Here is a 12,077-nt window from a genome sequence, read left to right as displayed (position 1 = left end):
TCAATTTTCCAATCTTTTATTGTTCGGTTACTAAATAATGACGTGCGAAGTATAGTTTTTACAAATCATTAGATATTACTTTGCTTTTCAAACTCAGGTACAGTTTTTGAGGAAACTCTAAAAACTATTTCCTGTGTAAAAATTATCCCGTCTAAAATACTGCAGAACAATAAAAGCATAGTAGTTATGAAGAAGATACACATTTTGGTATTAAAAGCGTTTCTTGGTCCTTTTGTACTTACCTTTGCTGTAGTTGTTTTTATATTTGTAACTCAGACATTAGTCAAGTATTTTGATGAGATTGTAGGTAAGGGATTGTCTTTTCTGGTTTATATAAAACTTCTCTTTTATTTCAGTATTAATACTTCAACAGTCGCCTTTCCTCTTTCGATTCTCCTTTCTTCCTTGATTGCATTTGGAAACCTGGGTGAATATAATGAGTTAACAGCCATTAAGAGTTCAGGTATTTCTTTGCTACGTGCCTTACAACCGGTATTTATTTTCGCAGTAGGATTGACTTTATTTGCGTTCTGGTTTAACAATAATATTGTACCCAAAGCCAATCTGAGAGCCTATAGCCTATTATATGATATACGGCAAAAAAAGCCTTCTCTATCTATTAAAGAGGGGATTTTCTATAGTGGTCTTGAAGGAGTAAGTATAAAAGCCAATAAGAAATTTCCAGATGGTAAAAGCATGAAAGAACTTATGATCTACGATCATAGTCAAGGTCACGGAAACTCGCGTTTAATTCTTGCAGATTCAGCACAAATGTATAACATCATGAATGGCAAATATCTCGTTTTCGAGTTATTTAACGGTACTATTTATGATGATCAGGGAGCTAGCAATCGTCGCGATCAAAAAGCACAATTTATACGCAATATCTTCAAACGAACAAAGATGGTCTTTAGTTTGGCTTCGTTTGAAATGGACACAACGCCTACCTCATTGTTCAAGTACGATCGCTTGATGAAAAACTTCAAAGAACTACGGGAGTCTGCAGATTCTTTGAACAAAAAACTCGAAAAAGAAATCCATAACACAGAGACGGGAGTTTCTCAATATTATTACCACCATTTAAAACAGCTCAACTCAAACGTTTCTCAAAAAATAAAACTAACCAATGGATCTACTAATTGGGCAGACTCAACAGAACGTGCCCATCTGCAAGATCCTCCTTATAAAAAGGTAAGCATTATTGAAACAGCTATTAATCAGGCACGTAATGTAAAGAGCAATCTGGATGGAGGTAAATATCAACAGGAAAGTGCACAAAAAGAATATAGAATCTTTGCCATTGAACGACACCGCCGATTTACTCAATCTGTAGCCTGTCTGGCTATGTTTTTAATAGGAGCACCTTTAGGCTCAATCATTCGTAAAGGGGGGCTGGGAGTGCCTGTTCTTGTCTCTATAGGATTCTTTATCTTATTTTATGTATTAACCTTAATGGGCGAAAAATGGGCACGAGAAGGTGTGATGGAGATACCATATGGAGCATGGCTGGCAGACTTTGTTCTATTTATGATTGGCTTGTTTTTCCTAAGACAAGCACGCAACGACTCTCGATTGTTTGATGCGGACATTTACAAAATTGCGTTTAATAAATTTATCTCACGTTTCAAAAAAACAGATAAATCATCTCTGCCTCAGTTAAAACCAGAGGAGAAAAATGAAGAGGTTCCTCAGTTGTAGAGCTTTCTCTTACAAATTATTTTATATTATTCTTTGTATTTACATTAGTATATTTCTATCTTTGCCGTCTGTTTTGGCATAGGCATTCTTTGTTAAAAAATTATAAGTATTTTAAGCAAAAACAAAATGTATTTAACTTTAGAAAAAAAACAAGAACTGTTTGCGCAGTACGGACAAGCGAAGAAGACAACTGACACCGGTTCTCCAGAAGCACAAATTGCACTGTTTACTTACCGTATCAATCACCTGACCGAGCATCTTAAGACTCACAAAAAAGACTACGATACTCGTCTGGGTTTGTTGAAACTGGTTGGTAAAAGAAGAAGATTACTAGATTATCTTCAAAAAGTAGATATCGAAAGATATCGTGCTATCATTGGTGAGCTAAATATAAGAAAATAAGCCATCAAAGGGAACTTACCAAAGGGCAGTTCCCTTTTTTCGTTCTTTTGCCATTAGCAAGTCAATGGTTAGTGTATGCCTAAACACAACAGAAGCAGCCATAAAATTTAAAGCGGAATAGTATCAATAAAATAGTTAATATCTCACCGACTTGATTGTCTCTCTCCCATCGGTGCCACTCCAAACCTGCCTTTCAATGGCAGATTTTTTTACGAAATATAATGAAGGAACAATCTACTTTTCTCAATAATAGGAAGTTATGATTAGTTTCAGTATTTATACACACAATAGTTGCAAATATTTTGAATTTTGATTTGATAATACATATGTATCCCAACGTAATCACCAAGACATTTGAAATGCCCAACGGGCAAAAAATAACGATAGAAACTGGTAAACTCGCAAAACAAGCTGATGGTTCAGTCGTTGTACGACAAGGTAATGCAATGTTACTGGCAACAGTTGTTGCCAATCAGGAAGCAAAGGCTGGCGTTGATTTTTTACCCCTTTCTGTTGATTATCAAGAAAAGTTTGCCTCAGCAGGTAAAATTCCTGGTGGTTTCCTACGTCGTGAAGGAAAATTATCTGACAATGAAATCTTAATCAGCCGTCTGGTAGACCGGGCAATCCGGCCAATGTTTCCGGATGATTTTCATGCAGATGTTCAAATAAATATATTTTTAATTTCTGCAGATGCTGAAGTACAACCTGATGCTCTGGCAGGCCTAGCAGCATCTGCTGCACTAGCCGTATCAGATATTCCTTTCAATGGTCCTATTTCTGAAGTACGTGTAGCACAGGTTGATGGTCAATATTTAATTAATCCAACCAGCACTCAGCTTAAGAATGCACGTATGGACCTGGTAGTAGCTGCTTCAGCAAGAGATATTTTAATGGTGGAAGGATCATGTGAAGAGGTATCGGAAGAAGAAATCCTTGAAGGATTAAAGACAGCACATGAGGCTATTAGAATACAAATTCAGGCTCAAAAAGAACTGGAAGCAGAAGTCGGCAAGACTGAAAAACGTACATATTCTCACGAAGTAAATGATCCCGAACTCAAAGCTAAACTTTATGAGTTATTGTATGATAAAGTATATGCAGTGGCTCAGTCAGGTAATGCAAACAAACATGGTAGAAGTGAAGCATTTAAAGCCATAAAGGATGAGTATATTGCTTCTTTGCCAGAGGATCATACTATTGATTTGGCGTTAGTTGGAAAATATTATCACGATATTGAGAAAGATGCAGCCCGGAATCTTGCATTGAACGAAAACAAGCGTCTGGACGGTCGTAAACCTGATGAAATTCGTCCTATCTGGTGCGAAGTTGATTATCTTCCCTCCCCTCATGGTTCATCTGTCTTCACCCGTGGAGAAACACAATCTCTGACGACAGTAACACTTGGAACCAAATTAGATGAACAAATTATTGACAGTGTAATGTTATCTGGTTATCAGAAATTCATGTTACACTATAACTTCCCTGGTTTTTCTACTGGTGAAGTAAAACCTAATAGGGCACCAGGACGACGTGAAGTTGGACATGGTAACCTTGCATTCCGCGCATTAAAGCAGGTGTTGCCTCCAGAGGATGAAAACCCATATACGATACGTGTTGTTTCTGATATTCTGGAATCTAATGGTTCATCATCAATGGCTACGGTATGTGCTGGTAGTTTAGCTCTTATGGATGCAGGTGTAAAAATCAAAGGACCAGTTTCTGGTATTGCAATGGGTATGATCTCAGATAGCAAGACAGGAAAATATACTGTACTTTCTGATATTCTGGGAGATGAAGATCACCTGGGAGATATGGACTTTAAAGTAACGGGCACAGCAGAAGGGATCACAGCCTGTCAGATGGATATCAAAGTAGATGGACTTTCTTACGAAGTTTTAGCTCAGGCATTGTCTCAGGCAAAAAAAGGGCGGTTACATATTCTCGGAATAATGAATCAAACTATTAGTGAACCTCGTCCGGAGATGAAACCACATGCACCTCGTTCTGTAACAATCAGAATTGAGCAAAACCAGATAGGTGCAGTTATTGGGCCAGGAGGTAAAGTAGTGCAGGAAATCCAAAAAGAATCAGGAGCTACAGTAGTTATTGAAGAAAAAGACAATGCCGGATATGTTAATATCTTCGCAACAAATGACGAGTCGATGAAAAAAGCGGTTAGTCGAGTAAAAGGTATTGTTGCAGTTCCTGAAATTGGAGAAGTATATGATGGCAAGGTAAAAACTATTATGCCATTTGGCGCATTTGTTGAATTTTTACCTGGTAAAGATGGCTTGCTACACATATCTGAAATTAAATGGGATCGCTTGGAATCAATGGAAGGGGTAATGGAAGTTGGCGAAGAAGTAAAAGTTAAATTGGTAGAGATTGATAAGAAAACTGGTAAATATCGTTTGTCCCGAAAAGTTTTGTTACCAAAACCTGAAGGAAAGCCAGCTCAGTCATAAAAAATTTAGTATTATGGAGACACAAAATATTTTCTTTCGATAGTAACAAAGAATGCCTGTTTTTATTTGTATTTTAAGAATTCATACAATACTGTTTTTTCTTAGTATATAAATGAAAATATAGCGATAATATGATCATCAGAAAGTAGTAGTCTAAAGTTTGCTTGATCAGTACATTCTATAGTCTGTAAATATATTTTATTTTGTGTTTCCTTATAAAAGGATTCCATACTAATCAAATGAAGATATATATTGATTGTAAATCATACATATATCCTCAAAATAAATACTACTAAAAACGGAACTTTTGGCTTAGGTCAGACGTTTAAAAATCAGGTAATTTAACGCAGGCTACTTAAAAATATACAATTTCAGAATGAGACAGCTAAAAATTAGCAAGCAAATTACAAACCGCGAAAGCCAATCTTTGGATAAATATCTACAAGAGATTGGTAAAGTGGATTTGCTTACCCCAGACGAGGAAGTTGAATTGGCAAAACGTATTCGGGAAGGCGATCAATTAGCCTTAGAAAAACTTACGAAAGCCAACTTACGTTTCGTAGTTTCAGTAGCAAAACAATACCAGAATCAAGGCTTATCGCTAGGCGATTTGATTAATGAAGGAAACCTGGGCCTTATTAAGGCAGCGCAACGTTTCGATGAAACTCGTGGTTTTAAATTTATTTCGTATGCCGTATGGTGGATACGACAGTCTATTCTACAGGCACTTGCAGAACAATCACGGATTGTTCGTTTACCATTAAACCGTGTAGGCTCTTTAAATAAAATATCTAAAACATTCTCTGAATTAGAACAGAAATACGAACGTGAACCTTCACCAGAAGAATTAGCAGAAGTATTGGAAGTACCAACAAATGAGGTTATTGATACACTGAAAATAAGTGGTCGCCATGTATCTATGGATGCGCCATTTGTACAAGGTGAAGAAAATAGCTTATTAGATGTGCTGGAAAACGACAGCGAAGATACTCCAGATGCAGGTTTAATTAATGATTCATTACGTAGAGAAGTACAAAGAGCTTTATCTACTCTAACTCAACGTGAAGCGGATGTAATTACACTTTACTTTGGATTAAATGGTGAGCATTCCATGACACTGGAAGAGATTGGTGAGAAATTTAATTTAACACGGGAACGTGTACGTCAGATTAAAGAAAAAGCAATTCGTCGTTTGCGTCATACATCACGCAGCAAAGCATTGAAACCATATCTGGGTTAATACAGTATAGTAGTAGATTGAAAATCAACTTTATTTTTGTTCTTACATAAAACAGAAAACCTCCATATTGGAGGTTTTCTGTTTTATAGAGATACTATTTTTGCACATCTCCTCTGTTTTATGCAACTTTGGTGCTCGTTTTTGTTATGGAGTTAACAAAAACAGTCATTTACACTTATGGATAATACTACTATTGAAAAAGTACAATGCCTGATTATAGGCTCCGGTCCTGCCGGATATACAGCTGCCATCTATGCTGCACGTGCTGGTCTTAAACCTGTGTTATATCAAGGCCTGCAGCCTGGTGGACAATTGATGATTACCAATGATGTCGAAAACTTTCCAGGTTATCCAGATGGGATTATGGGTCCGACAATGATGGATGATTTTCAGAAGCAAGCAGCTCGTTTTGGGACAGATATTCGTTTTGGCCTTGCGACAAGTGTCGATTTTTCTAATAGCGCCAGAAAAGTCATTATAGATGATACACATACCATAGAAGCAGAAACTATCATTATTTCGACAGGAGCATCCGCTAAATGGCTGGGCTTACCTTCTGAAAAAAGATTAAATGGCTTTGGAGTTTCAGCCTGTGCTGTATGTGATGGTTTCTTTTATCGGGGACTGGATGTAGCTATTATTGGAGCAGGTGATACTGCCTGTGAGGAAGCTACTTATCTGGCTAAAATCTGTAATAAAGTATATATGCTGATTCGCAAAGATCAAATGCGGGCATCAGTAATTATGCAGGAAAAAGTTAAAAATACTCCCAATATCGAAATCTTATGGAATTCAGAAACTGAGGAGATCTTAGGAGAACATGCAGTTGAAGCCGTTCGCGTAAAAAATGTAAAAACCGGAGAATTGAAAGATATAGCTATTAAAGGTTTCTTTGTCGCAATAGGACATCAACCTAATTCTGATATATTTAAGCCTTATTTGGAAATGGATGATAGTGGATATATCATTACAGAGAAAGGAAGTACCCGTACTAATGTAGAGGGTGTATTTGCCTGTGGAGATGTACAAGATAATATTTATAGACAGGCTGTTACAGCTGCAGGAACGGGCTGTATGGCAGCGTTGGATGCAGAACGTTATCTTGTCTCAAAAGGTCTGTAATAGTAGGATTTTCTAATCATACTATTTGTATTACAACTAGAGACATACTAAATATTCCTTGATACTATATGCTTAAAGGAATTACTAATTAATTTGTTACGTATAAAATACTATTTCGACGCTTCTTTCGTTTTTAGCAGGTTCACTATTCATTCATTGAAACAAGCCCAGCTTTCTCTATTGACAAGCTGCTTATATATATATCATGCGTTTTTTCATTAGTTTTCTTTTTACTCTATTCTGTATTTCATGGGCATTGGCACAAGAAGGTGATAAGTTTACCAAACCTCTCAATAAAAAAGCGCCCACAGAAAAAAAAGATACAGTAAAAGATATCCCTTCTGAAATACAGGAAGCTCCGGCTAAACACCATCCTGGCTTTGACCCTCAACGCAGGCCCACTGTAGTCAGTGAGGATACCACAGATATAGATGAAGGCGAATTAAGTGTCGTAGAAGTAACGGAAGAGGTGCGGGTAGATTCTTCATGGATTAAAATCGCAGAATACTATTCTGTCTGGGATTCCCGAAATGTAGATCCCTATGGAATTGATCCAAAAGATTTTGATGACAGTGTAGAGATACAGCTTTATGATGAAACCCAAAGCCAGCTTTGGGCATTACCACTTACTCATACCAAAGTTAACTCTAATTTTGGTTCTAGGGGTTATAGATGGCATTACGGTACAGATCTGGACTTAAATACAGGTGATACAATTCGTGCTGCATTTGATGGAATTGTACGGATTGTGCGTTATGAAGCAGGTGGTTGGGGATACTTCGTATTATTGCGCCATTACAATGGATTAGAAACTCTTTATGGTCATATGAGTAAGCAATTGGTAGAAGTAGGTCAGTTAGTGAAAGCAGGAGATATAATTGGTCTGGGTGGAAGTACAGGAAGAAGCTCTGGTCCTCATCTTCACTATGAAGTTCGCTATCAGGGAAACGCATTTAATTCTGATGTATTGTATGATTATATGGGAGAAAAATTGAGACAACAATACTTTTATTTATTACCTCAGCATTTCTCTTATATAGGTCAGAAAAAGTCAGCAATGGTAAGAAGGCTTGTTTACTATAGAGTGCGGAGAGGAGATACATTGGGGGGAATAGCAAGTCGTCATGGAACAACCGTTTCCAAACTAATGAAACTAAACCACCTGCGTAGCAAAACAATACGCGCAGGTCAGCGATTAAGAGTACGATAAAGACATAACATCCCAAGAAAATACAAGAAGCGCAAGCAGATACTTTATGAAAATTGATATTCTGGCAATAGTAGCTCATCCTGATGATGCAGAGCTTGCCTGTTCCGGAACTTTATTGGCTCACGCAGCACTAGGCAAAAAAATAGGTATTGTAGACTTGACCAGAGGCGAACTAGGAACTCGGGGCACCCCGGAAATACGCAAACAAGAAGCAGCAGCATCTGCTGCTATTCTACAACTGGATGTACGAGAAAATCTGGGACTACCAGATGGTTTTTTTGAAAACACAAAAGAATATCAACTAGAGGTTATTCGTGCCATACGCAAATACCAACCAGAAATTGTACTTACTAATGCCATTACAGACAGACATTGTGACCATGGAAGAGCAGCCCAGCTAGTACGAGACAGTTGCTTTTTGTCTGGATTAGCCAAAGTTGAAACAGTTGACAATGGCATTTCTCAATCGGCATGGCGCCCTAAGATTGTTTATCATGTTATCCAGGATACCTATATTGAACCTGATATCATTGTTGATATTTCCTCCTACTGGGATAAAAAAGAAGCTTCTATAAAAGCATTCGGCACTCAATTTTTTAATCCTTCAAGTAGTGAGCCTATTACACATATTTCCAAACCTGAGTTTCTGGATTTTCAGAAAGCCAGAGCAATAGAATTTGGCCATCGGATAGGTGTATTGTATGGAGAAGGATTTACAACACACCGTACACCAGGGGTGGCTAATCTCTTTGATTTGAAGTAATATACGCTACAAAATAGATTTGCTATTGAAAACTCTTAAGGTAAACTTTGTACTACCTTGGGAGTTTTTATGTTATGGATTACCCGGCATACTACCAGCAGATGGGGCCATTCCTATATCTGAGGCATATTTTTCTTTTTTTTCTGGTAGGTTTCCCATTGCTCTATTGTAAGAATACCCTTCAGCTTTGCCTCTTTTTCCTGTTCTAACTTCTGGTCGTCTTCTCTCATCTTTTGCATTTCATCTTGTGAAGGCAGTTGTCCAGTTTGCCATTGTCCTATTCGTGCTGTCATCTTTTCAGAACGGATATTTGCATAAACCAGATTTAAGGCACTTACATTTTCATACTGTTGCTTGCTTAGGTTAAGTTTCTTTTTCATCCATTTACTTTCCTGTTCAGCCATTTCTGTTGGCGTTGGAGGCTGGTTCATCTCCATATCCGGAGGAGGACCAAACCCTACTGGTACTTGAGCAAAACCAGCCAGGATATTCATATAACATAAAAGGAGTAAAATAAATTGGAAACATCTTTTTGTTATCATATCAGTAGTTGTTATAGAAAAGGCATTACTTATACCCTAAAAATAACATACAAAATGATAGACAGTTTTATGAATAGACATACTAAACAATAGTGCAGACGTTCGCATAGAAAGTATAGACTAAGCCATGACATCAGGAAAGAAATCATTCTGTATACTTGTACCTATGGGAAGTATACTTGTAAAGCAACAGAAACTGTTACACCCGCATACTGTGCTGTATTCCGATTGTACACATCATAACTCACCTGTGGTTCTAAGGCTACATGTTTATTAAGGAAAGCAGCTAACCCTGCTCCAAAACCTACAGAGATATCATCATACTGATTGATTCGACGATCTGTAGAAACTTCTTTTGCGGTGAAATGTTCTAATCCAAATCGTCCTTCCAAAAACAATTTTAACTGCGAACTTCCAAGATAAAATCGTCCAAAAGGCTTTAGGCCAACAGAAGAGATGCGGGTATTTCCAGTACGATTTATTGTGACAGGTAATATGCCACCAACAGCTATATTATTCGCTACAAAAAAGCCAAGTCTGGGATTGAACTCCATAGTGAAGTTATCAGAGTTCTTTGGAAAGAAAAGTCTAAGGCCGCCTCCCGCCATTGCAGCGCCATGACCTGTCTGACCACAAATAGTATTAATTGTAAAGAGAGAAAACAGCCCGATTGTCCATAATAATTTTTTCATAAAACAATAGCTTGATTAGATACTGCCATTGCTACGAAAAAGAAGGGGTAAAGTTGCGACTACAGTCTAACCAGGCGAGTAACCACCTGACTATCTGAATTATATATTTTCACGATGTACAATCCCATTCTAAATATATCCGGAGAGATTCTTACACTATTCTCAGATACAGGATTCGCAATTGTATGAGTATAAATCCTTCGTCCTTGTACATCAAAGAACTCAATGTTTATTGGTTTATCCAGATGAGTTATATTTACTCTCAGCATAACTTCATTTGAAGTAACGGGATTAGGAGATAAATATCCGATAGGTGCATTAGGGTCGGTTTCTTTTCGGATTAATTCTGAGACAATAGTAAAATCTGGAACTCCATAACCTAACAATGTATCTGGTCGTTCTGCCTGGCTTCCCGAGCGCTGAATAAAATCCAGCAATTGCATATTAGTCAGATCAGGAAATGCTTGCCATAATCCTGCAGCCAGCCCTGTAATAAGTGGCGTTGCTAGTGAAGTTCCATTATCGGTACCAAGAGAGTTTGAAGGTGTCATCACCACTGTACCGACTCCTTGAGCTGCTACATTGGGTTTGATAGTACTCCCCCCTATTATTTTTCCTATCGAACTGAAAGAAGCACGCAACTCCGAATTATCCACAGCAGCTACAGCCAGGACAGAATCAGCATCTGCAGGAGCCGATAATGTTCTCCACCAGGACGAGCCTTCATTGCCAGCACTTACAACAACCAACATTCCGGTTGCAGCTGCCATATTCGCGGCACGGGTAATTAGTGCCGTTTTGCCATCCATCTGTTCAGGAAGATAATCCATGGAAGCATCATCAAAATAGTTATAGCCCAAGGATGTATTAATAATATCGACGCCCACACTATCAGCAAATTCGGCAGCAATAAGCCAATTTACTTCTTCAAGTCGATATTCACTATCTTCATTTTCTGTTCTAAGTAACCAGAATGAAGCATCATAGGCAGGTCCGACCATTGTTCCTGGACTATTTGCAGCTATCACTGATAATACTTCTGAACCATGACTACTTCGGTCATATACATTCTCCTGCTTTCTCACAAAATCATATGTCCCCAATAATTGCTGGTTTTCATAAAGATGTCCAAACACATTCATTGCATTTGCCTGATAAAATCCACCATCCATCACTGCAATGTGTACATCTTTTCCAGCGAACCCAACTTCATGCATTTTATCAATACCCAGCATTCTATTCTGACGAGTTGCACTACCATAATCTATTGTAGCAGTTTGTTTTGTTGCTTCTATTTTTCCACTACGGTTTTCCGGTATTAGCAAACGGTTATTCAGCCGGTTTTCATCCGTAACAGGCTTCACAAAGGCTAATTTTGTTATCTGATCTAAAGTAGATGCATCTGCCTCTAGTAATACTCCATTCATCCATCTGGAAGAATACCAAATTACAGCTCCTAATTGACGTATTTGTTGTATATAAACAGGATTAACAGGAAGGTCTCGTTCTGATAAAGCAATGCTCTGACGTTCCCTTCGATCAATAGACCTCTGACTAAGAAACTCTAAAGGCTTTGAAAGAGAATACGGTGAATTTTTCTTATCTATAAATTCTATAAAATACTTTTTCTGTTGAGAGAAGCCTTCAAAGCCTATAAAAAATTGACAACAAAAAAAGTACAAGACTATATATCTGGATAACATAAAAACAAAATAAAGCAAAAAAGATAAATAAAATTGCTCACTTTATAAAAGTACTAAAAAGAACTATACACTACTCTATTTACAAACTAACCTTAGCATTTTAGCTAAATGTTTACGTGAAGGCTCCTTTAACCTCTGTGTCTAGCTTTATCAACAAATCTTACATTCTGCAAAATAAATACATATTGGAAATATGAATTGTTTTAATAAATTTTGCAGGTTACTATGTTTACCTAT

At 37.5% G+C, this 12,077-nt stretch carries 10 protein-coding genes; 7 read left to right on the top strand and 3 right to left on the bottom strand.

Translation table 11 applies throughout. The annotated features are described in order from the left end of the window. Positions 1–186: 186 nt before the first annotated feature. The 7 genes from QNI22_RS00825 (at position 187) to bshB1 (ending at position 8,903) form a co-directional block, all read left to right on the top strand. Positions 187–1,698: an LptF/LptG family permease gene (locus tag QNI22_RS00825; RefSeq protein ID WP_314508701.1), complete on the top strand. Its 1,512-nt coding sequence runs from the start codon at positions 187–189 to the stop codon at positions 1,696–1,698. 126 nt (positions 1,699–1,824) lie between these two features. Beyond that, on the top strand, positions 1,825–2,100 hold the full coding sequence (gene rpsO / locus QNI22_RS00820) for a 30S ribosomal protein S15 (RefSeq protein WP_313986109.1): 276 nt from the start codon (positions 1,825–1,827) through the stop codon (positions 2,098–2,100). A 326-nt stretch (positions 2,101–2,426) separates the two neighbouring features. Beyond that, on the top strand, positions 2,427–4,568 hold the full coding sequence (gene pnp, locus QNI22_RS00815) for a polyribonucleotide nucleotidyltransferase (protein ID WP_314508700.1): 2,142 nt from the start codon (positions 2,427–2,429) through the stop codon (positions 4,566–4,568). Positions 4,569–4,944: 376 nt separating this feature from the next. Continuing rightward, positions 4,945–5,808: a sigma-70 family RNA polymerase sigma factor gene (locus QNI22_RS00810; protein ID WP_313986102.1), complete on the top strand. Its 864-nt coding sequence runs from the start codon at positions 4,945–4,947 to the stop codon at positions 5,806–5,808. Positions 5,809–5,985: 177 nt separating this feature from the next. Further along, positions 5,986–6,930, top strand: a complete 945-nt coding sequence (gene trxB / locus QNI22_RS00805) for a thioredoxin-disulfide reductase (protein ID WP_314508699.1) — start codon at positions 5,986–5,988, stop codon at positions 6,928–6,930. Positions 6,931–7,135: 205 nt separating this feature from the next. Further along, positions 7,136–8,140 (top strand): peptidoglycan DD-metalloendopeptidase family protein, encoded by a 1,005-nt coding sequence (locus QNI22_RS00800; protein ID WP_314508698.1) that lies wholly within the window; start codon positions 7,136–7,138, stop codon positions 8,138–8,140. Between the two features lie 46 nt (positions 8,141–8,186). Further along, complete coding sequence (gene bshB1 / locus QNI22_RS00795; protein WP_314508697.1) at positions 8,187–8,903, top strand: bacillithiol biosynthesis deacetylase BshB1; 717 nt, start codon at positions 8,187–8,189, stop codon at positions 8,901–8,903. 113 nt (positions 8,904–9,016) lie between these two features. On the opposite strand, the gene QNI22_RS00790 is transcribed toward bshB1, so the two are convergent. The 3 genes from QNI22_RS00790 to QNI22_RS00780 all read right to left on the bottom strand — a co-directional run bounded on the left by QNI22_RS00790 (position 9,017) and on the right by QNI22_RS00780 (position 11,819). Next, entirely contained in the window at positions 9,017–9,397 is a 381-nt protein-coding gene (locus tag QNI22_RS00790) for a hypothetical protein (RefSeq protein WP_314508696.1), read from the bottom strand. Between the two features lie 212 nt (positions 9,398–9,609). Next, positions 9,610–10,137 carry a hypothetical protein gene (locus QNI22_RS00785; RefSeq protein ID WP_313998491.1) on the bottom strand — a complete coding sequence of 176 codons (528 nt, stop codon included), beginning with the start codon at positions 10,135–10,137 and terminating at the stop codon, positions 9,610–9,612. A gap of 59 nt (positions 10,138–10,196) precedes the next feature. Next, positions 10,197–11,819, bottom strand: a complete 1,623-nt coding sequence (locus tag QNI22_RS00780) for a S8 family serine peptidase (protein ID WP_314508695.1) — start codon at positions 11,817–11,819, stop codon at positions 10,197–10,199. Positions 11,820–12,077: the final 258 nt, after the last annotated feature.

The sequence above is a fragment of the Xanthocytophaga agilis genome, from assembly GCF_030068605.1.
GTDB lineage: Bacteria > Bacteroidota > Bacteroidia > Cytophagales > 172606-1 > Xanthocytophaga > Xanthocytophaga agilis.
The sequence above is the reverse complement of the archived record's forward strand: the minus strand, read 5'-3'. Positions and strand labels throughout refer to the sequence as shown.

Bases quoted from the DNA above. Each gene is read 5' to 3' on its own strand.
- QNI22_RS00825 (WP_314508701.1), top strand. From the start codon at position 187: ATGAAGAAGATACACATTTTGGTATTAAAAGCGTTTCTTGGTCCTTTT.
- rpsO (WP_313986109.1), top strand. From the start codon at position 1,825: ATGTATTTAACTTTAGAAAAAAAACAAGAACTGTTTGCGCAGTACGGA.
- pnp (WP_314508700.1), top strand. From the start codon at position 2,427: ATGTATCCCAACGTAATCACCAAGACATTTGAAATGCCCAACGGGCAA.
- QNI22_RS00810 (WP_313986102.1), top strand. From the start codon at position 4,945: ATGAGACAGCTAAAAATTAGCAAGCAAATTACAAACCGCGAAAGCCAA.
- trxB (WP_314508699.1), top strand. From the start codon at position 5,986: ATGGATAATACTACTATTGAAAAAGTACAATGCCTGATTATAGGCTCC.
- QNI22_RS00800 (WP_314508698.1), top strand. From the start codon at position 7,136: ATGCGTTTTTTCATTAGTTTTCTTTTTACTCTATTCTGTATTTCATGG.
- bshB1 (WP_314508697.1), top strand. From the start codon at position 8,187: ATGAAAATTGATATTCTGGCAATAGTAGCTCATCCTGATGATGCAGAG.
- QNI22_RS00790 (WP_314508696.1), bottom strand. From the start codon at position 9,397: ATGAATATCCTGGCTGGTTTTGCTCAAGTACCAGTAGGGTTTGGTCCT.
- QNI22_RS00785 (WP_313998491.1), bottom strand. From the start codon at position 10,137: ATGAAAAAATTATTATGGACAATCGGGCTGTTTTCTCTCTTTACAATT.